The organism is Sphingobium cyanobacteriorum, from assembly GCF_030580935.1.
GTDB classification, from domain to species: domain Bacteria; phylum Pseudomonadota; class Alphaproteobacteria; order Sphingomonadales; family Sphingomonadaceae; genus Sphingobium; species Sphingobium cyanobacteriorum.
This window is the reverse complement of sequence record NZ_JAUQOM010000002.1, coordinates 599,265-619,066: the sequence shown is the minus strand read 5'-3', so window position 1 is coordinate 619,066 and position 19,802 is coordinate 599,265. Positions and strand designations below refer to the sequence as shown.

General features: G+C 64.5%; 21 protein-coding genes. 13 read left to right on the top strand and 8 right to left on the bottom strand.

The genetic code is table 11. The features are described from left to right. The first annotated feature begins 44 nt into the window (after positions 1 to 44). The 5 genes from Q4610_RS08005 to pgl all read left to right on the top strand — a co-directional run bounded on the left by Q4610_RS08005 (position 45) and on the right by pgl (position 5,895). A complete protein-coding gene (locus tag Q4610_RS08005) occupies positions 45 to 1,253 on the top strand; it encodes an acetyl-CoA C-acetyltransferase (RefSeq protein ID WP_304535447.1) in 1,209 nt (402 codons plus the stop codon). 164 nt (positions 1,254 to 1,417) lie between these two features. Then, positions 1,418 to 3,592 carry a 3-hydroxyacyl-CoA dehydrogenase NAD-binding domain-containing protein gene (locus Q4610_RS08000; RefSeq protein WP_304535446.1) on the top strand — a complete coding sequence of 725 codons (2,175 nt, stop codon included), beginning with the start codon at positions 1,418 to 1,420 and terminating at the stop codon, positions 3,590 to 3,592. Between the two features lie 134 nt (positions 3,593 to 3,726). Continuing rightward, entirely contained in the window at positions 3,727 to 4,725 is a 999-nt protein-coding gene (gene galE / locus Q4610_RS07995) for a UDP-glucose 4-epimerase GalE (RefSeq protein WP_304535445.1), read from the top strand. Continuing rightward, complete coding sequence (locus tag Q4610_RS07990) at positions 4,722 to 5,198, top strand: YbaK/EbsC family protein (protein ID WP_304535444.1); 477 nt, start codon at positions 4,722 to 4,724, stop codon at positions 5,196 to 5,198. The genes galE and Q4610_RS07990 overlap by 4 nt, the downstream gene beginning before the upstream one ends. A 4-nt stretch (positions 5,199 to 5,202) precedes the next feature. Beyond that, positions 5,203 to 5,895 carry a 6-phosphogluconolactonase gene (gene pgl, locus Q4610_RS07985; RefSeq protein WP_304535443.1) on the top strand — a complete coding sequence of 231 codons (693 nt, stop codon included), beginning with the start codon at positions 5,203 to 5,205 and terminating at the stop codon, positions 5,893 to 5,895. Between the two features lie 2 nt (positions 5,896 to 5,897). Here the strand turns inward: pgl and Q4610_RS07980 are convergent, their stop codons facing one another. Beyond that, positions 5,898 to 6,161 carry a hypothetical protein gene (locus tag Q4610_RS07980; RefSeq protein ID WP_304535442.1) on the bottom strand — a complete coding sequence of 88 codons (264 nt, stop codon included), beginning with the start codon at positions 6,159 to 6,161 and terminating at the stop codon, positions 5,898 to 5,900. A gap of 59 nt (positions 6,162 to 6,220) precedes the next feature. Between Q4610_RS07980 and Q4610_RS07975 the strand changes: the two genes are divergently transcribed. Next, positions 6,221 to 7,411 (top strand): pyridoxal phosphate-dependent aminotransferase, encoded by a 1,191-nt coding sequence (locus Q4610_RS07975; protein WP_304535441.1) that lies wholly within the window; start codon positions 6,221 to 6,223, stop codon positions 7,409 to 7,411. A gap of 2 nt (positions 7,412 to 7,413) precedes the next feature. Here Q4610_RS07975 and Q4610_RS07970 read toward each other — a convergent pair whose 3' ends face one another. After that, positions 7,414 to 7,593 carry a YdcH family protein gene (locus Q4610_RS07970; RefSeq protein WP_304535440.1) on the bottom strand — a complete coding sequence of 60 codons (180 nt, stop codon included), beginning with the start codon at positions 7,591 to 7,593 and terminating at the stop codon, positions 7,414 to 7,416. A gap of 190 nt (positions 7,594 to 7,783) precedes the next feature. On the opposite strand from Q4610_RS07970, the gene Q4610_RS07965 reads away from it, so the two are divergent. Next, positions 7,784 to 7,942 carry a YdcH family protein gene (locus tag Q4610_RS07965; RefSeq protein WP_084625505.1) on the top strand — a complete coding sequence of 53 codons (159 nt, stop codon included), beginning with the start codon at positions 7,784 to 7,786 and terminating at the stop codon, positions 7,940 to 7,942. A 173-nt stretch (positions 7,943 to 8,115) separates the two neighbouring features. Here the strand turns inward: Q4610_RS07965 and Q4610_RS07960 are convergent, their stop codons facing one another. The 4 genes from Q4610_RS07960 to Q4610_RS07945 form a co-directional block, all read right to left on the bottom strand. After that, positions 8,116 to 8,490, bottom strand: a complete 375-nt coding sequence (locus tag Q4610_RS07960) for a PilZ domain-containing protein (protein ID WP_304535439.1) — start codon at positions 8,488 to 8,490, stop codon at positions 8,116 to 8,118. Between the two features lie 69 nt (positions 8,491 to 8,559). Beyond that, the gene (gene dksA / locus Q4610_RS07955) at positions 8,560 to 9,024 is read right to left on the bottom strand and encodes an RNA polymerase-binding protein DksA (RefSeq protein WP_093019981.1); all 465 of its coding nucleotides are present in this window, start codon (positions 9,022 to 9,024) and stop codon (positions 8,560 to 8,562) included. Between the two features lie 106 nt (positions 9,025 to 9,130). Next, positions 9,131 to 9,367: a hypothetical protein gene (locus Q4610_RS07950; RefSeq protein ID WP_304535438.1), complete on the bottom strand. Its 237-nt coding sequence runs from the start codon at positions 9,365 to 9,367 to the stop codon at positions 9,131 to 9,133. A gap of 230 nt (positions 9,368 to 9,597) precedes the next feature. Further along, positions 9,598 to 10,290, bottom strand: a complete 693-nt coding sequence (locus Q4610_RS07945; protein WP_304535437.1) for a hypothetical protein — start codon at positions 10,288 to 10,290, stop codon at positions 9,598 to 9,600. Positions 10,291 to 10,531: 241 nt separating this feature from the next. Here Q4610_RS07945 and serS point away from each other — a divergent pair, with 241 nt between their 5' ends. From serS to Q4610_RS07920, 5 genes are all read left to right on the top strand, one after another. Then, the gene (gene serS / locus Q4610_RS07940) at positions 10,532 to 11,809 is read left to right on the top strand and encodes a serine--tRNA ligase (RefSeq protein WP_304535436.1); all 1,278 of its coding nucleotides are present in this window, start codon (positions 10,532 to 10,534) and stop codon (positions 11,807 to 11,809) included. A gap of 65 nt (positions 11,810 to 11,874) precedes the next feature. Next, on the top strand, positions 11,875 to 12,945 hold the full coding sequence (locus Q4610_RS07935) for a M23 family metallopeptidase (protein ID WP_304535582.1): 1,071 nt from the start codon (positions 11,875 to 11,877) through the stop codon (positions 12,943 to 12,945). Then, complete coding sequence (locus Q4610_RS07930) at positions 12,942 to 14,000, top strand: potassium channel family protein (RefSeq protein ID WP_304535435.1); 1,059 nt, start codon at positions 12,942 to 12,944, stop codon at positions 13,998 to 14,000. Before Q4610_RS07935 ends, Q4610_RS07930 begins: the two co-directional genes overlap by 4 nt. Before the next feature lie 36 nt (positions 14,001 to 14,036). Then, complete coding sequence (gene rimO / locus Q4610_RS07925; protein ID WP_304535434.1) at positions 14,037 to 15,419, top strand: 30S ribosomal protein S12 methylthiotransferase RimO; 1,383 nt, start codon at positions 14,037 to 14,039, stop codon at positions 15,417 to 15,419. Between the two features lie 77 nt (positions 15,420 to 15,496). Beyond that, positions 15,497 to 17,179 carry a hypothetical protein gene (locus Q4610_RS07920; protein ID WP_304535433.1) on the top strand — a complete coding sequence of 561 codons (1,683 nt, stop codon included), beginning with the start codon at positions 15,497 to 15,499 and terminating at the stop codon, positions 17,177 to 17,179. Positions 17,180 to 17,220: 41 nt separating this feature from the next. On the opposite strand, the gene Q4610_RS07915 is transcribed toward Q4610_RS07920, so the two are convergent. Together Q4610_RS07915 and Q4610_RS07910 are read right to left on the bottom strand one after the other, a co-directional pair. Next, positions 17,221 to 18,039 (bottom strand): DUF4163 domain-containing protein, encoded by an 819-nt coding sequence (locus tag Q4610_RS07915; RefSeq protein ID WP_304535581.1) that lies wholly within the window; start codon positions 18,037 to 18,039, stop codon positions 17,221 to 17,223. Next, positions 18,039 to 18,239 (bottom strand): hypothetical protein, encoded by a 201-nt coding sequence (locus Q4610_RS07910; RefSeq protein WP_304535432.1) that lies wholly within the window; start codon positions 18,237 to 18,239, stop codon positions 18,039 to 18,041. Before Q4610_RS07910 ends, Q4610_RS07915 begins: the two co-directional genes overlap by 1 nt. A gap of 143 nt (positions 18,240 to 18,382) precedes the next feature. Between Q4610_RS07910 and Q4610_RS07905 the strand changes: the two genes are divergently transcribed. Next, entirely contained in the window at positions 18,383 to 19,780 is a 1,398-nt protein-coding gene (locus Q4610_RS07905) for a leucyl aminopeptidase family protein (RefSeq protein ID WP_304535580.1), read from the top strand. Positions 19,781 to 19,802 lie beyond the last annotated feature (22 nt).

Genomic DNA, 19,802 nt, shown 5'->3' with positions numbered 1-19,802 from the left:
GAGATCCGATACGCCGGAACGGCCCCACGGAGAGGGACAGACATATGGAAGCCTTTATTTACGACGCCGTCCGAACGCCCCGTGGCCGGGGCAAGGCGGACGGATCGCTGCACGAAATCACCCCCATCCAGTTGGCGACGCAGGTGCTGGAAGCGGTGCGCGACCGCAATGCGATCGACACGGCGGACGTGGACGACGTGATCCTGGGCTGCGTCAGCCCGGTTGGCGAACAGGGCGCGGACATTGCCCGCGTCGCCGTGCTGAACGCCGACTATGCCCAGACCGTGCCGGGCGTGCAGATCAACCGTTTCTGCGCGTCGGGGCTGGAAGCGGTCAACATGGCGGCGGCGAAGGTCCATTCGGGCGAGGCAATGTTCGCGATCGGCGGCGGCGTCGAATCGATGAGCCGCGTGCCGATGGCGTCGGACGGGGGCGCATGGGCGATGGACCCGGCGGTGGCGTACAAGACCTATTTCGCGCCGCAGGGCATCGGCGCGGACGTGATCGCCACCAAGTTCGGCATCAGCCGGACCGATGCGGACGCCTATGCGGTCGAAAGCCAGAAACGCGCCAAGCGGGCCTGGGACGAAGGCCGCTTCGCCCGCTCGATCGTGCCGGTGAAGGATGTGATCGGTCAGATCGTGCTCGACCATGACGAACATATGCGCCCCGACGCGACGATGCAGTCGCTCGCCGCATTGAAGCCCAGCTTCACCGCCCTGGGCGAAGACATGCCCGGTTTCGACACGGTGGCGCTGCTGCGCTATCCCGAACTGGAGAAGGTCGACCATATCCACCATGCCGGCAACAGCAGCGGCATCGTGGATGGTGCGGCCGCCGTGCTGGTCGGCAACAAGGATATGGGCGACAAATATGGGCTGAAGCCCCGCGCCCGCATCCGCGCCATGGGGTCGATCGGGTCGGAACCGCTGATCATGCTGACCGGGCCGGAATTCGTCGCGGGCAAGCTGCTGGCGCGGGCGGGCATGACCGCCGCCGACATCGACCTGTGGGAACTGAACGAAGCCTTCGCCTCGGTCGTGCTGCGCTACATGCAGGCGATGGACCTCGACCATGACAGGATCAACGTCAATGGCGGCGCGATCGCCTTTGGCCATCCGCTCGGCGCGACCGGGGCGATGGTGCTGGGCACCGCGCTGGACGAACTGGAACGGTCGGGCAAGGGCACCGCGCTCATCAACCTGTGCGTGGGCGCGGGGATGGGCACCGGCATCATCATCGAGCGTATTTGAGCCAATGTCCTATGCTTCGTCATTGCGAGCGTAGCGAAGCAATCCACCGTTCCGCCATGGATTGCTTCGCTACGCTCGCAATGACGGGGAAGATAATAGCCCTTCGACATTTGAACGAGACAAGTGGCTCGTTCGGACAAAGCGAACAGGGTGAGGAGATTATAATGAACAGCATCGCATTCGACATCGACGCCGACGGCATCGCCACCCTGACCATCGACGTGCCGGGCCAGTCCATGAACGTCATCGGCCCCGACTTCCTGGCCGATCTGGATGCCGCCATCACGCGGATCGCGTCTGAGTCCGCCATCAAGGGCGCGGTCATCGCGTCGGGCAAGGACAGCGGCTTCATGGCGGGCATGGACCTCAAATATTTCGGGGCGATGCTGGCGAAGGCGGGACATGCCCCCTCCCCGGCCGCGCTTTACGACGATCTGTTCACGCTGAACGCGCTGTTCCGGCGGCTGGAAACCTGCGGCAAGCCGGTCGCCTGCGCGATCGAGGGTACATGCGTGGGCGGCGGGTTCGAACTGGCGCTGGCCTGCCATCGCCGCTTCGTGGGCGACAGTAGCAAGACGCAGCTTGGCCTGCCCGAAATCCTGATCGGCCTGTTCCCCGGCGGCGGCGGGTCGCAGCGCCTGCCGCGCATCATGGGGGTGCAGGCGGCGCTGATGTACATGCTCCAGGGCAAGCTGTTCCGCCCGGCCGAAGCCGCGATGCTCAAGGTCGTGGACGCGGTCGTGCCGCAGGGCACGGCGGTCGAAGCGGCGCGGGAATGGGTGAAGGCCAATCCCAACGCCAATACCCAGCCCTGGGACGTGAAGGGATATAAGGTGCCGGGCGGCGCGGGCGGCTTCAATCCCGCCTTCGTCCAGACGATGGCCGGCGCGCTGCCAATGACGCTGAAGCAGACGCAGCGGAACATGCATGCGCCCATCGCGCTGCTGTCGGCGGTCTATGAGGGCATCACTTTGCCGATGGACCGGGCGATCCGGGTCGAAAGCAAATATTTCGCGAAGGTCGCCGCCGATCCCCAGGCGAGCAACATGATCCGCACCCTCTTCGTCAACAAGCAGGCGGCCGAACGCGGCGCGCGCCGGCCCCAGGACGAACCGAAGGCGCCGACGCGCAAGCTCGCCATGCTGGGCGCGGGCATGATGGGCGCGGGCATCGCCACCGTCGCGGCGCAGGCGGGGATGGAGGTCGTGCTGTTCGACCGTGACCTGGCCTATGCCCAGAAGGGCAAGGCGCATGTCGAAGAGGTGCTGAAAAAGCGGCTGGGCAAGGGCATGACCCCGGAAAAGCTGGCCGAAACGCTGGCCCGCGTGACCCCCGCGACCGATTATGCCGCGCTGGCCGGGGCGGATTTCGTGATCGAGGCGGTGTTCGAGGATGTCGCGATCAAGGCGGAGGTCACAAAGCAGGTCGAGGCGGTGCTCGGCCCGGACGTGATCTTCGGGTCCAACACCTCCACCCTGCCCATCACCCGCCTGGCGCAGGCGTGGAGCAAGCCCGCCAATTTCATCGGCGTCCATTTCTTCTCTCCGGTAGAGAAAATGCCGCTGGTCGAAATCATCCTGGGCCAGCAGACCGGCCCCGCCGCGATCGCCAAGGCGCTGGATTTCGTCGCGCAGATCAAAAAGACGCCGATCGTCGTCAATGATTCGCGCGGCTTCTACACCTCGCGCTGCTTTGGCACCTATGTACAGGAAGGCGCGGAAATGATCGGCGAGGGGATCAACCCGGCGCTGATCGAAAATGCGGGCAAGCAGCTTGGCATGCCGGTCGGGCCGCTGGCGGTCAGCGATGAAGTGTCGATCGAGCTGGGCCACAAGGTCATGACGGCGGCCAGGAAGGAACTGGGCGACGCCTATGTCGCGCAGGCGTCCGACGCCATCATGACCCGCATGGTCGAAATGGGGCGGCTTGGCCGCAAGAATGGCAAGGGCTGGTACGACTATCCCGAAGGCGGCAGGAAGCATCTGTGGACCGGCATCGACGCCGAATTTCCCCGCGCCCCGGACCAGCCCGATGTCGAAGCGGTCAAGGAACGGCTGCTCTATCGCCAGTTGATCGAATGCGCCCGCTGCCATGCGGAAGGCGTGCTGGAAACGGCGGAGGATGGCGATATCGGCGCGATCTTCGGCTGGGGCTTCGCGCCCTATACCGGCGGGCCGTTCAGCCATATGGACACGGTCGGCATCGCCCATGTCGTGGCCGTGCTGGACCGGCTGACGGCGGCGCATGGCCCGCGCTTCGCGCCGACGCAGCAGTTGCGCGACATGGCGGCCAGCGGCGCGACCTTCTATCGCCCGGCTCCCGCCAGAGCGGCGGCATGATTGGGGTGTAAATCGTAAAGACTGTGGTTTAGGTCTCCACCCGCAATATATGTTCCCGCGCAGGCGGGAACCCGGTTCTGTCGCTGGACCGGGTTCCCGCCTGCGCGGGAACGCCTGCTTTTTGGGGTGAGAATATGAGCGACAAACCAACGGTCCTGGTCACGGGCGGGGCAGGCTATATCGGCAGCCATGCGGTGCTGGCGCTCAAGGATGCCGGCTATGGCGTGGTGGTGATCGACAATCTGGTCACGGGCTTCGACTGGGCGGTGCCGGACGATGTGCCGCTGGTGCGCGGCGACATTGCCGACCAGCCGCTGGTCGAGGCGACATTGCGCGACCATGGGGTCAGGGCGATCATGCATTTCGCCGGATCGGTGGTGGTGCCGGAGTCGGTCGAAAACCCGCTCAAATATTATCACAACAACAGCGCCAAGACCCGCGACCTGATCGAAAGCGCGGTGCGCGTGGGCGTGCCGCATTTCATCTTCTCGTCCACCGCCGCGACCTATGGCACGCCGGACGTGGAAGCGGTGCGGGAGGATACGCCGCAACGGCCGATCAACCCCTATGGCATGTCCAAGCTGATGACCGAATATATGCTGCGCGACGTGGCGGCGGCGCATCCCATGAATTTCTGCGCGTTGCGATATTTCAACGTCGCGGGCGCCGACCCGCAGGGGCGGACCGGGCAGTCGACTGCGGGGGCCACCCACCTGATCAAGGTCGCGGTCGAGGCGGCTTTGGGCAAGCGGGACAGCGTCGCCGTGTTCGGCACGGATTTCGATACGCCCGACGGGACGGGCGTGCGCGATTATATCCATGTGACCGACCTGGCCGCCGCGCATCTGCTGGCGCTCGAAGCGCTGATGGCGGAACCGGCGCGCAGCCACCTGCTCAATTGCGGCTATGGCCGGGGCTTTTCGGTGCTGGAGGTGCTGGACGCGGTCGACCGCGCCACCAACAATCCGATCCGGCGCGTGATGGCGGGCCGCCGGGCGGGCGATCCTGGCAAGCTGATTTCCGACAATGGGGCGATCCTCAAGACCTTCCCGTGGCAGCCGCGCCATGCCGACCTGGACCAGATCGTCGCCCATGCGCTGGCCTGGGAACGCGGTCTGGGAGAGCGCGGATGAGCGAGGCGAGCGTCCGCGCCTTCTTCGCCGCCCATGCGCCCGATGTGGCGATCATCGACCAGGGGGTGAGCACCGCGACGGTGGCGGAGGCCGCCGCCGCGCTGGGCGTGGAACCGGCGCGGATCGCCAAGACGCTCTCGCTGCGCGTGGGCGACGCGGTGGTGCTGGTCTGCGCGCGGGGCGACGCGCGCCTCAGCAATGGCAAGGCAAAGGCCGCGCTGGGTGCCAAGCCGCGCATGCTGGGCGGGCATGAGGTGGAGGATCTGACCGGCCATCCGGTCGGCGGCGTCTGTCCGTTCGGCCTCGCCGCCCCCCTGCCCGTCTATTGCGACCTGTCGCTCAGGGATTTCGCGACGGTGTTTCCCGCCGCCGGATCGCGCACCGCATCGGTCGAACTGACGCCTGATCGGCTGGCGGCCTTGACCGGGGCGACATGGGTGGACATCTGCACGCTGCCTGAAAATGCGGAGTAGCATCATGCCGACCGAACATCTTTTCGCCACCGGGGCAGAGGCCGCCGCCGATCTCGCCGCGCGCATCGCGTCGATCCTGTCGCAGGCGGTCGCGGCCCGCGGGATCGCGACGCTGGCCGTGTCGGGCGGCCGATCGCCCCGGCCGGTGCTGGAGGCGCTGCGGCAGGTCGACCTCGACTGGGGCAAGGTCGTGGTGACGCTGGTGGACGAACGCTGGGTCGCACCCGACAGCGCCGACAGCAACGAACGGCTGGTACGCGAAACCCTGTTGCAGGGGGCGGCGGCACAGGCGCGCTTCGTGCCGATGAAAACCGACGCCGCCGACGCCTATGCCGGTCAGCCGGCGGTGGAGGCGGCATTCGCCGCCCTGCCCTGGCCGCTTGACATCGTGCTGCTGGGCATGGGCGATGACGGCCATACCGCGTCCCTCTTTCCCGGCGCGGCAGAACTGGCCGAGGGGCTTTCTTCCAGCGCGCGGACGATCGCCGTCACCCCGCCAGCCGCGCCGCACCAGCGCCTGTCGTTAACCGCCAGCGCGATCCTCGACAGCCGGCAGGTCTTTCTCCAGATCGGCGGCGCGGGCAAGAAGGCGGTCTATGATCGCGCGCTGGCGGGCGGTCCGGTTGAAGAACTGCCGATCCGGCTGGCGCTGTTGCAGGACCAGGTGCCGGTCGACGTTTGGATCGCGCAATCCTGACATCAGTCCCGCCCGTCATGCCTGGAAATCAGGTGACGCCACACACCCACGGCGTTGATGACCAGCAGCGCGACATTCTGCCAGCCTATCCCCTCGCTGTCCTGGTCGAGGAAACCCCAAGCCATGAGCGCAATGGACGATGTGACGAACAGGACAAAGGCCCAGCCGGTGATCCGCCGGCCCAGGTTCAGCGACACGATCAGCGCCGCCAGCGTAGCGGCGCCCGCGCCATAATATTGCAGGGCGGTTAGAAATGTCTGGTTCATGCCAGGCAGAACGTAGCGGCCATGGACATGGTTGCGCCGTCTCTTTACGCCACGCAGCCATGATAGCCCGGATAGCCCCTTTCCACGCCATCGCCATCAGCCGCGAAGCCCATGCCCTGGAAGCGCAAGGCCGTTCGATCCTGCATATGGAATTCGGCCAGCCATCGACGGGCGCGCCCGCCGCCGCCATCGCGCTGGCGCATCAGGTGCTGGACACCGACCCGATGGGTTATTGGGAAAGCCAGCCGCTCAAGGAGCGGATCGCCCGTCATTATGCGGAAAGGCATGGCGTGGCGATCGACCCGGAACAGATCCTTCTGACCTGCGGCGCGTCGCCGGGGCTGGTGCTGGCATTGACCAGCCTGTTCGCGCCGGGCGCGCGGGTGGCGACGGCGCGGCCGGGCTATGTCGCCTATCGCAACACGCTCAAGGCGCTCTATCTGGAGCCGGTGGAGGTCGCCTGCGGCCCGGCCGAACGCTACCAGATCAGCGCCGACGCGCTGGCCGCGATCGATCCCGCCCCCGATGGCCTGATCCTCGCCAGCCCGGCCAATCCCACCGGCACGATCATCCCGGCGGACGAACTGGCGCGCATCGCGGCGGTCTGCGCGACACGGGGCATCCGCATCATCTCCGACGAAATCTATCATGGGCTGAGCTTTGGCGAACCGGCGCGGTCGATGCTGGAGTTCGCGCCCGACGCGATCGTCGTGAACAGCTTTTCCAAATATTACAGCATGGCGGGCTGGCGGCTGGGCTGGATCGTGGTGCCGCACGCCCTGATCGACGCGGCGCGGGCGCGGATGGGCAATCTGTTCCTGACCCCGCCGGTGCTGGCGCAACGCGCCGGGCTGGCCGCGTTCGATTGCACGGATGAACTGGAGGGGCATGTCGCCACCTATCGCCACAACCGGCACTTGCTGCTGGACGCCCTGCCTGCCCTCGGCCTCGCCCGGATCGCGCCGCCCGATGGCGCTTTCTACATCTATGCCGACATCAGCCACCTGACCGATGACAGCCTGGGCTTCTGCCAGGCACTGCTGCGCGAAACCGGGGTCGCGACCGCGCCGGGGATCGATTTCGATCCGGTCGACGGGCACCGCTTCATCCGGTTCAGCTTCGCGGTATCAACCGACCGGGTCAGGGATGCGATCGCGCGGATGACGCCGTGGTTCCAGGCGCAGGGGGCGGCAAAGCGCCATGCGAAGGGCGATGCGAAGGGCGATGCGGCCCACGGCCCAGCGGCATAGGATCAGGCGATGATGTCGGGGACCAGTGCGTCCTCCAGCATCGCGATCTCGTCACGCAGGCGCAGCTTGCGTTTCTTGAGGCGGGCGATCTGCATCTGGTCGCCACCGCCCGCCAGCGCCAGTGCGCTGATCGCGCTGTCGAGATCGCGATGCTCGACCCGCAGCAATTCCAGTCGGCGCATGATGTCTTCCCGGCTCACCGCGCCAATTGCCTCCACCTTCTGTTCGCTTGGAACTCCCTGATAGCGGGACCGGGGCGCGCAAACCATCGCAAATTTTCATGCAGCCCGCCGCAAAGCGCGATTCGTATCGAGACAAGCGGGGCGAATCATGATCTACTTCGTCATCCATCGCCCTCGTAAGGAGAATGTCATGGAAAATAGCCACATTTCAGCTCTTTCAGCAAAGCATGCCGGCCTTGAGGCCCGAATCAAGGCGGAATCGAGTCGGCCCATGCCCGACGCCATCCTGGTAGCATCGCTCAAGAAGCAGAAATTGCGGCTGAAGGAGGAAATGACGGCGCAGCACTGAAACGCAGCGCCCCAGGCCGGGAGGAGGTCAGGATCAGGCGGCGCAGACCGCTGATCCGACCCTCCCTGCACCTTCATGATTGTGGCGCATAGCCGCAAAAGCCCCGATGACCGATGGATCAGCGGGGCTTTTTATTGCGTGCGAAGATGTATTGCGCGCGATGATGCGGGATATCAGCGGCGCGGCACGCCAAGCTGGTGCAGCCGCAGATAATCGGGCACCCCCTGCTGCGCGCCCTTGCCCGTCACCGGCTTGCGCGCCAGTTGCGGGTCGATCGGTTCATCGAAGGCCAGGCCGATCTTGTCCTCGCGCGACCAGGCGACGATGCCGGTGACAGGACCGATCCCGCGCAGATCGCATATGATGCGGGTGCCGGCGGGCACCGCCCGCTCGCAATCCGCCATCAGCCCGGTGGCGGACAGATTGCGCACACGCGCCTTGCCCAGCGGCGCGCCTTCCGCCGTAGTGAGCGTCGTGAGCAGGAACAGGCTGTCACGCGGCGCGGCCCGTGCCGGTCCCCGATCAGAAATGTCCCGTTCGTCGTTCATGGGCAGACCCGCGATTCAAAAGAGTGGTCGAATGACGGCCATTCTAGGCGCGGGGTGATGGAAAAAGCGTTAATCGTCGCGGGATATCTTTTCCTGCCGCTCATGCCGTTCCTGCGCCTCGACCGTCATCGTCGCGATCGGGCGGGCTTCCAGCCGGCCGAGCGAAATGGGTTCGCCGGTCACTTCGCAATAGCCATATTCGCCGTCATCGATGCGGCGCAGCGCGGAATCGATCTTGGAAATCAGCTTGCGCTGGCGGTCGCGGGTCCGCAGTTCGATCGACCAGTCGGTTTCGCTCGACGCGCGATCGTTGAGGTCGGGTTCGCGCAGCGGTTCATTCTGCAACACCGCCAGCGTGCCTTCCGCCTCGGCCAGTATCTGTTTCTTCCAGTCCCACAGGCGCTGCCGGAAATATTCCAGTTGCAACGGGTTCATGAACTCTTCGTCGGGGGACGGCCGGTAATCGGCGGGAAGGGTTACAGTCGATTTGGGCGGCTTCTCACCGTCTTTATCGGAATTCAGGACCGATGCCATCTGGCTCTCCGACTCGAAAGGCCCCGGCGCTTGTAGGTTCCGGGCGCCCATGACTTTGATTGTCCGCGCCTCATAGCCATGGGCGTGGACCGACACAAGCGGGCAATCAACGCCCCGGCGCGCTTCTTGCGGAGATGGACTGACCAGGATCAAGGATTTCGACCGAGTCCGCCGCGTCCATGCAACCGGGCGCAACAAACAAGCGCTGTTTACTTGAACCGGCAAGGTCGTGCCAGAGTGGGACGTTAACCATATCCTTTGACGGGAAGGCAGGATTTCCCTCGACTTGAACCCCATATTGAGGGTTAACAGGATTGCGGTTAACCCTTTCTTTTGCGTTCATGCGCTTAGGAAGTTCCCGTAAACCCGCTGTCGGCGCAATTCGGCATCGGGGCCAGGGGCAACAAGATATATAAGAGTGGATCCTATGTCGGTACGGATGGCATTGGCTAAATTATGCGCCTGCACTTGCGGCGGGGCGATCATTGGCGGCGGCGCAGTCCATGTTGCGGAAAGCGCGCGGCCGGCGGTGGTCCACAGCAGCAAGAGCGTGAAGGCCGCCCCCAAGAAGCGCTATGCGGTACGCACCGTGAAGCGCAAGGTGGTCAGGACGGTCAAGACCGTCCACACCCCCGCGCCCCAGGTCGTGACCGTCACGACCCAGCCCGCGCCCATCCCCCTGCCCATGGCCGAAATGCCGGTCATGTCGGGTGGCGGCGGATCGGTCCCGGTGGTCATGGGCGGTGGCGGCGGCTTTGGCGGCGGCGGGTTCGTTGGCGGCTTCTTCGGCGGCGGTGGCGGCGGCAGCGGCGGGTCGGTGGTGATTTCCTCCACCAGCAGCTCGACCGGCGGCATCAGCAGCTCGACCAGTTCCACGACGGGCGGCGTGTCGACATCGACCGGCGGTGTGTCCACCTCCACCGGCGGCGTCTCGACCTCGACCGGCGGCGTGTCCACCTCGTCGGGCGTCAGCAGCAGTTCGTCCTCCTCGTCCAGCAGCTCCTCCTCTTCCTCCTCGTCCAGTTCGTCGTCGAGCAGTTCGGGCGGGTCGAGCGGCGGCAAGCCGCACCATCCCAGCAGTTCCGGCGGCAGCAGCGGCAGTTCGTCCAGCTCCTCCTCGTCCGGCAGCAGTTCCTCGTCGGGCGGATCGTCCAGCTTCGGCAGCACCGGCAGCAGCGGGTCGACCGGCAGCACCTCCTCTTCGAGCAGCAGTTCGTCGAGCAGTTCCTCTTCCAGCAGCTCGAGCGGGGGCTCGAGCGGCAGCACCGGCGGTCACGACGTTCCGGCCCCGCCCATGGTGCTCCTGTTCGGCGCGGCAGCCGTGGCGCTTATCGCGCGCCGGCGCTTCGCGGAGCGCAAGGCGCAGGCCCCGGCCTGACGTCCGACACGCCGGACAGACAGAGGGGCGGCCCGTGCCAACGGGCCGCCCTTTTTGTTGCGGGTGCCGGGGCGCCAGGACGGCGCGCAGGGTTGCGCGGTTCGTCGCGGAACGGCATAGGGCTGGCCCATGCACGACATCCGCTCCATCCGCGAAAACCCCGCCGCTTTCGACGCCGCCCTCGCCCGGCGCGGGCTGGCGCCGCTGTCCGCCGAGATATTGGCGATCGATGAGAAGAGCCGCGCGATCAAGACCCAATTGCAGCAGGGCCAGGCCCGCCGCAACGAGGCCAGCAAGCTGATCGGCCAGGCCATGGCCGCCAGGGACATGACAACGGCCGACGCGCTGAAAGCCGAGGTCGCGACGCTCAAGGATCAGATGCCCGCGCTGGAAGCGGAGGATCGCGACACGGGCGACGCGCTGACCGCCCTGCTCGCCGCTATCCCCAACCTGCCCGCCGACGATGTGCCGCAGGGCGCGGATGAAGCGGACAATGTCGAATGCACGCGCTGGGGCACCCCGCGCACCTTCGACTTCACGCCGCAGGACCATGCCGATTTCGGCCCGGCGCTGGGACTGGATTTCGAGGGCGGGGCGCGACTGTCCGGCGCGCGCTTCACCGCGCTGCGGGGCCAGATGGCGCGGCTGCACCGGGCGCTGGCGCAATATATGCTGGATACGCAGACCGGCACAAACGGCTATGAGGAAACCATCGTCCCGCTGCTGGTGAAGGATGATGCGCTGTTCGGCACCGGGCAGTTGCCGAAGTTTGCCGAAGATCTGTTCAAGACCACCGATGGCCGCTGGCTGATCCCGACCGCTGAAGTCTCCCTCACCAATCTGGTCGCCAACCAGATCGTGCCCACCGACAGCCTGCCGCTGCGCCTGACCGCGCTCACCCCCTGTTTCCGGTCGGAGGCCGGGTCCGCCGGGCGCGACACGCGCGGCTTCATCCGCCAGCATCAGTTCGAAAAGGTCGAGCTGGTCGCGATCTGCGCCCCCGAAGATTCGACGGCCGAACATGAACGCATGTGCGCGGCGGCGGAGGGTATCTTGCAGGCGCTGGCCCTGCCCTATCGCAAGGTGCTGCTGTGCACCGGCGACATGGGCTTTGGCGCGCGCAAGACCTATGACCTGGAAGTCTGGCTGCCCAGCCAGGACACCTATCGCGAAATCAGTTCCGTTTCCAACTGCGGCGACTTCCAGGCGCGGCGGATGAATGCGCGCTACAAGCCGGAAGGGTCGAAACAGACCATGTTCCTGCATACGCTCAACGGGTCCGGCCTGGCGGTCGGCCGCACGCTGGTCGCGGTGCTGGAAAATTACCAGCAGGCCGATGGGAGCGTCATCGTGCCCGATGTGCTGGTCCCCTATATGGGTGGCGTGACGACATTGCAGCCGCGATAGGGCGCGAACCGCCGGATTGTGGTTAAGGAGTGGCAAGCCTTGCGGGATAGGGTAAACGGATGCCGATGCGCCGCCTGTTTCGCCTGATCCCGCCCCGCCTGATCCTGCTGCCCGGTCCGCTGATGCTGGCCGCGTGCATCCCCAGCCATGGCGAGCGCGCCGAACCCGTCGCCGCCCCCACGTACTCCCCCCCGCCCCGGCTCGATGCCGATGCGTCGGCGGTCGAACTGGCCGAGCCGGAGCCGGTCTGGACCGCGCAGCAGGTGGTGGCGAACGCCACGACCGTCGCCGCGTCGACCTATATCGTCCAGCCCGGCGACACGCTGCGCGGCGTGGGCAACCGCACCGGCGCGGGGTCGGAGGCGATCGCCCGCGCCAACGGCCTGGCCCCGCCCTTCGCGATCCGCGCGGGGCAGCGGCTCGCCATCCCCGGCGGCCGCTATCATCTGGTGGCGGAGGGGGAGACGGGCATCGCCATCGCGTCGGCCTATGGCGTGGCGTGGCGGCGGATCGTGGACGCCAATGGCCTTACCGAACCCTATATGCTGCGGCGCGGCCAGCGGCTGCTGCTGCCCGGCGACACGCCCGCCCGCGCGCCCGACATCGAACAGCGCGCCGCCGCCTTCCGCATCGACATCGACGATGTGCTGACCGGCGGCCAGCCCGCCGTCACCGACTCGACGCCCAGGGCCGCCGCGTCGACCAGCGCCCGGCCGCTGCCGACCAATGTGCCGATCGCCCAGCCGTCCCGCTTCGCCGGCAGCTTCGCCTGGCCGGTCAAGGGCACGATCCTGTCCCGCTTCGGTCCGGGAGAAAGCGGCGCGAAGAATAATGGCATCGACATTGCCGCCCCCGCCGGCACCCCGATCCGCGCGGCGGCCGATGGCGTCGTCGCCTATGCGGGGGACAAGGTGGCGGTGTTCGGCGGGCTGGTCCTCATCAACCATGGCGGCGGCTGGGTCAGCGCCTATGGCCATGCCGCCCGCGTCGACGTGGTGCGCGGGCAGAAGATCGCCAAGGGCCAGGTCATCGGCCTGGTCGGCGACACCGGCTATGCCAGCAAGCCCAAGCTGCATTTCGAACTGCGCAAGGACCGCGTGCCGGTCAACCCCGTCGCCCAGTTGCCCCCGGCATGAGGATCGACCGGCCGCCGCCCTCGTCCGCCATGGCGGGCTTCCTGCGGCGGCGGTCGTCCATGCCGATGTGGGTGGACCTGACCTGGCGGGTGGCGCTGGTGTTCGGGCTGATCGCGCTGGTGCTGCTGCTCCACTGGGTCGGGCGCGATGGCCTCAAGGACAATCTCGACAACCAGATCAGCTTCGTCGACGTGCTCTATTTCACCACGGTCACGGTCACGACCGTCGGCTATGGCGACATCGTGCCGGTCACGCCCGAAGCCCGCCTGTTCGAATCGCTGTTCGTCACGCCGATCCGGCTGTTCGTGTGGCTCATCTTTCTGGGCACCGCCTATTCGCTTTTCCTTCGCAACATCCTCTACAGGTGGCGCATGGCCCGTATTCAAGCCGATCTGCACAATCACATCATCGTCACCGGCTTTGGCACGAGCGGGCAGGAAGCGGTGCATGAACTGCTGGCGCGCGGCGCCGACCCGCGCGAGATCGTCGTCATCGACGGCAGCGAAAAGGCGCTGGAACTGGCCGAAGCGCAGGGGTGCAACATATTGTGCGGCGATTCGACGCGCGATCGCACCTTGAAGGATGTGGCGATCCACCGCGCCCGCAGCATGATCGTGTCGGCCGGGCGCGACGACACATCGATCCTCATCACCCTGACCGCCCGCCACCTGGCCCCGCGCCTGCCGATCAGCATCGTCGTGCGCAACGAGGATAATGAACTGCCCGCGCGGCAGGCGGGCGCGACCACGGTGATCAACCCGGTCAGCTTCGCCGGGCTGCTGCTGGCGGGCAGCACCGGCGGCCGGCACATCGCCGATTACATGGCCGACCTGGCCGCATCGGGCGGGCGGGTGAAGCTCAACGAACGGCCCGTCCTGCCGCAGGAAATCGGCGGGCCATTGTCGGCGATCACGACGGGCATCGGCGTGCGCCTCTATCGCGACGACCGGCCGATCGGCTTTGGCGATCCGGCCGCGCAACGGCTCCAGACCGGCGACCTCATCATCGAGATTGTGGAGGAAAAGCCGGCCGATCGCGCGCCCGACAGCGATTGATGCGCCGCCCCCGTGACATGAGGCGTAAAAATCCCTATGTGCGCGGCGATCATGGCAACTAAATTCCCAGAAGCGCCGAAGGTCGGCATGGTGTCGCTTGGCTGTCCCAAAAATCTGGTGGACTCCGAACGCATCCTCACCAAGCTGCGCTCGGACGGCTATCAGATGTCCGCCGACTATGCCGGCGCCGATGTCGTGCTGGTCAATACCTGCGGCTTCCTCGATTCGGCGAAGGAAGAATCGCTGGAGGCCATCGGCGAGGCGATCGCGGAAAATGGCCGCGTCATCGTCACCGGCTGCATGGGGGACGAAGCGGATCTGATCCGCGCGAAATTCCCGCAGGTGCTGGCCGTCACCGGCGCGCATCAATATGAGCAGGTCGTCAATGCGGTGCATGACGCATCGCCGCCCATCCCCAACGCCTTTGTCGACCTGGTGCCCGAAGGCGGGCTGAAGCTGACCCCGCGCCATTACAGCTATCTCAAGATTTCAGAAGGCTGCAACCATCGCTGTTCCTTCTGCATCATCCCGTCGATCCGCGGCGATCTGGTGTCGCGCCGGATCGACGCGGTGCTGCGCGAGGCGGAAAAGCTGGTCGCGGCAGGCACCAGGGAATTGCTGGTCATCAGCCAGGACACGTCCGCCTATGGCGTCGACACCCGGCATGAGCCGCGCATGTGGAAGGGGCGCGAGGTCCGCGCGCACATGACCGACATGGCGCGTGAACTGGGCCAGTTGCGGACGCTCGACGGCCGCGCGCCATGGGTGCGGCTGCACTATGTCTATCCCTACCCCCATGTCGATCAGGTCATTCCGCTGATGGCCGACGGGCTGCTGACGCCCTATCTCGACATTCCCTTCCAGCACGCCGCGCCATCCGTACTGAAAGCCATGAAGCGCCCGGCCAACGAAGCCAAGGTGCTGGACCGCATCCATAAATGGCGCGCGATCTGCCCGGACATCACCATCCGGTCGACCTTCGTGGTCGGCTTCCCCGGTGAAACGGAAGCGGATTTCCAATATCTGCTCGACTGGCTGGATGAAGCGCAGCTCGATCGCGTCGGCGCCTTCCGCTTCGAGCCGGTCGAGGGTGCCGCCGCCAATGATCTGCCCGGCGCGGTGCCCGAAGCGGTGAAGGAAGACCGTTACCAGCGGATCATGGAAAAGACCGCCGCGATCAGCGCCGCCAAGTTGCAGGCAAAGGTCGGCCGCACCCTGCCCGTCATCCTGGACGAGGTGGGCGAACCGGACGATGAGGATGGCTCCATCGGCGCGACCGCGCGATCGCAGGCCGACGCGCCGGAAATCGACGGCAACGTCTTCCTGCGCGATGTGGGCGAAGGCCGGCAGGCCGGCGACATGATCGACGTGCTGATCGAGGACGCCGACGAACATGACCTGTACGGGGTGCCTCTATAAAAATTGTTCTCCTTTTGTTCTTTCCTACAGGGATAGCCTGCTTTTAATGAGTCTCCTCCAACCAAGGAGGAAGAGACATGGCATTCCTAGACGTACCAGGTGTCGTTGTTCCAAGCCTAAAACTCGGAACGAACGCAAACTCCGATGAAATCACGCAAAATACCAATAACATCAATAGCGCACTCGCTGATGCCAACAACAAGGTTGTCCTGCTTCCCGCAGGCGTCATTTATTGCAATAATACAATCTCCATGCCCTATGGCGTCGAATTGCGAGGTGCCGCATTCTGCCCCCTTCTACCTGATGGTCAAGGAGCAATTGTCCCTGCTTCGCCACCACCGACGGTTTTAGTTTTCCCGACTACGGTTTCTCCTTGCATCACGATGGGCAACGGAACCGCAAACATTCCGGGCGCGCTAACCAACATTCATATTAGCCGCTTGCAGACGACTATTCAGTCTCCAGCCTGGACCGGCACGGGCATTTATGTACATGGCGGATATAATATTCGAATTGAAAATGTTATGGTCAGTCGTCAGGCTATTGGATATTATTTTAAAAATACTCCATCTAATGGAGGAGTAGGCATTTCGGCAAAAATAAATGGAATTTATTCTTCCGCTATTACTGATACTCATATTCTCATGGATACTTGGCCAGAACTTTATATTTCCGGTGGTCGCTTGGGACAAAATGGCGGAACCGATCTAGCATGCAATTCCTATGTTCGCGTGACTGGTGGCAGTGGCAACGGTGCACAAGGTCCAAATAGCTTGATAGTCAATCAGGTTCAATTCAACCAAGGATTTTCAAAACCAAAATATTGGCTAGAATTTTCTTCGTTAATAAATAGCGACTCAAACGCTCTTGAATATAAATTTGATAATTGTCACATTGAAGGTGTAGGATATGCATTCATTAAATCTGATTTTGCAACTGAAAGCATTACTCAATTAAATATTACAAACTGCACATTTAATGAACCCAGTATTCCATTTTTTGACCTTTCCACAGCAACGACATTGAATGATTGCTCCATCCATTCCTGCCATATTTTTACAAGTAATTTCAATCTTCAACCCAATAATCAGATCAATAATCTTTCTGTTTGCAATAGTTTGCTATCACCTATGTCAGCCCCTGCATCCCCGCCATCGCTTGTCATGCAGCTTATTGTTCCTGCAAACTCGACAGTGACTTTCAGCGACACATGCTTTGGTGGCAATGTTAAAATCGGCGGCGCAGGCAATGTGTCCTTCACAAATCCGAGTTTCAAAAAAGGCGCTTTCGTTTTCGATACGAATGTTCCCCGCACCGGGAAAATGTTCGTTTCGAATCTTGGCTACGAAGTTATCGACATAATCGGAATTGCGATCGGCACCTCGACTAACGTAACATACGGCTATCGCACTGCTTCGTGGCAGTTCAGCGGAAATAAGATTAATGTTGATTTCAGAATCTCTATCACTAATAAAAATAATCTTACAGGTCCTGTCGCAGTGACGAATTTGCCAGTCCCTTTCGACCTAAACCATGGTGGCCAAGCTGCTGGCGGCGGCATAGTAACGCTCGTGGATAACGTTTCCGGCCTCACTAGTCCCATCATATTGTCGCCGAAAAAAGACAGCGGCAATCAGGCCACGCAAATGGGTCTTTGGATGAGCACCGCAACTGGATTAACACAGGTGACTGGAGCCAATCTTAATCCGTCCATATCGAGTCCAACACGGATTTTTGGTCATTTCAGCTACACCTTCTAAATCCATACTACTCCCGACTAATGTCGGGAGTACTTCTTGCTTTATTTTACGAACCCGTCCTGATATTCCGTCTTGATCGCCTTGCGCATCGCCGCGTCCATCGGCAACGCCACTTCATAGCTGCCTTCCGCATAGGGACCGGCGCTATAGGGGCCGATCACCACGGTCATGCCGTCGATCAGCCTGCCGTCCTTTGACGTTGGCACGATCAACTGCTCCAGCGGGTCGATGCATTGGGTGAAGTCATCGTCGCCCGGCACCACCGGCGCGCCGCGTTTTTCGGCGCGCTGCCGGTCCAGTTCCTTGCAGAATCGATCGCGGATCGCCGTGGCGAAGGCGGCGGGAGCGGTCATCAGCGCCTTGACGCTGGTTTCGCGGCTGCGCGCCTTGTCCCAGATCAGGCCGTCATAGCCGGTCATGCCATGCGCCCCGCCGGTATAGACATAGGTGTCCGATTGCAGCGACAGGAAGCGGGGCGTGTCGGCCGCCACCGTCCATCGCGTCTCCAGACTGTGGGGGCGGAAGGGGAAGCCCGATTCCTTGGCCGCCGCGCTGTCCTCCCGCGCCATTCTGAGCGCATCGGCCTTCAATGTCGTGCGCGCCTTGTCGAATTTCTCGACCAGGGCCGGGATCGCCGCCGCCTGCGCCGGATAGGCATAGGCATATTCCAGGAACGCGCCCTTGTCCGCTTCGGCGAAGGGCTTGGCGGGTGGCGGCGGCTGCGGCGCGCCCGCCATCTTCTCGGCATAGCGGGACGCGGCCGCATTGGCGGCGGCGTTGCTGCCCGGCTGGTCAGGCGATGGCGAACAGGCGGCAAGCAGCAACGCCGCCGCCGCCCATTCCAGCCCCCTGCCCTGCATCAATGCGCCCTGGCTGCGCGGCAACGCTCGGCGATCGCCTTGCGCGCATAGTCGCTGTCCAGTGCACGGCCCGCATTGGGCCAGCCTTCCGCGACCAGCGCATTGTGCACGGCATGGCTGTTGTCGAACCGGCCGGTGTCGGCGAGCGCATAGGCGCGCGCGCGGGCGGCCTGAAGGCCGCGGTCGTCACCATGAATCATCGTCCGTCTCCTTTTTGCTCTGCTATTGGGGGAAACTAGGCTTTTGCAGCGGCACAGGCAAAGGAAGAAAGGGCCGGCCGTGCCCTCAGGACGATGAATTTTGTCCTTTCCTTGCCCGGCCGCCTGGCCCTACAGCCATGTCCATGACCAACTTTGCCGACCTGCTCAAAGCCGACAACCAGCAGCCCGCCCGTTCGATCCACCTGCTTGACGCCAGAAGCCATGACGCCTGGCTCGCGGCGCAGCCTGCCCCGGTGCGGGCGGTCGTCGCGGCGCAGAAGTTCAGGGGCAAGGCGGGCGAGCAGGCGATCCTGCCCGGCGCCGGGGCAGATGACTGGTCGGTCGTGGCCGGGGTCGCGAACAGCGACGCGCCAGGCCCCTGGTGCCTTGCCCGGCTGGCCGAAACGCTGCCGGAGGGCAGCTATCGCCTGGCTGAAGGATCGGTCGGCGCGGCGGGGCTGGGCTGGCTCACCGGCCAGTATCGCTTCGACCGTTACCGCAAGGACGATGCCCCCACCGGCCCGCGCATCCTGCTGACCGGCGATGTCGCCCGGATCGAACAGACGGTGCAGATCGCCAGCGCGGTCGCGCTGGTTCGCGACCTCGTCAACATGCCCGCCGCCGACATGGGACCGCCCGATCTGGAGGCGGCGGTGGAGGCCGTCGCCAGACCGTTCGGCGCGACCGTCAGCGTGACGCGCGGCGATGCGCTGGAACAGGGTTATCCGATGATCCACGCCGTCGGCCGGGCGGCGGACAAGGGCTTTGCCCCGCGCCTGATCGAACTCACATGGGGCGACCCCGCTCATCCGCGCCTGGCGCTGGTGGGCAAGGGCATCTGTTTCGACAGCGGCGGGCTGGACATCAAGCCATCGTCGGCGATGCGGTTGATGAAGAAGGATATGGGCGGCGCGGCCCATGCGCTGGCGCTGGCGCAACTGGTGATGGATGCCCGGCTGCCGGTGCGGCTCCACCTGCTGATCGCGGCGGCGGAAAATGCGATCGGCGGCAACGCCTTCCGCCCTGGCGACATCCTGCGCAGCCGGCAGGGGCTGAGCGTCGAGATCGGCAATACCGATGCCGAAGGGCGGCTGGTGCTGGGCGACGCGCTGACCCGCGCGGGCGAGGATAAGCCCGCACTCATCATCGACTTTGCGACCCTGACCGGCGCGGCCCGCGTCGCGCTCGGCCCGGACCTGCCCGCCCTCTTCGCCAATGACGATGATCTGGCGGCGGACATGGCGGCGGCGGGAAGCGAGGTGGATGACCCCGTCTGGCGCCTGCCGCTGTGGGACGGCTATGCCGACATGCTCAAATCCGATGTCGCCGACATCAACAATGCGGGCGAAGGCGGCTTTGCCGGCGCGATCACCGCCGCCCTGTTCCTCAAGCGCTTCGTGCCGGACGACACGCCCTGGCTCCACCTCGACACCTTCGCCTGGCGCCCCTCATCCCGGCCGGGCCGGCCCAAGGGCGGCGAAGCGCTGGGTCTGCGCGCGGTTTTCCGCCTTCTGCAACAACGTTATGGCCGTGCCGGATAGAAGCATCCGTTACGCAACCGGA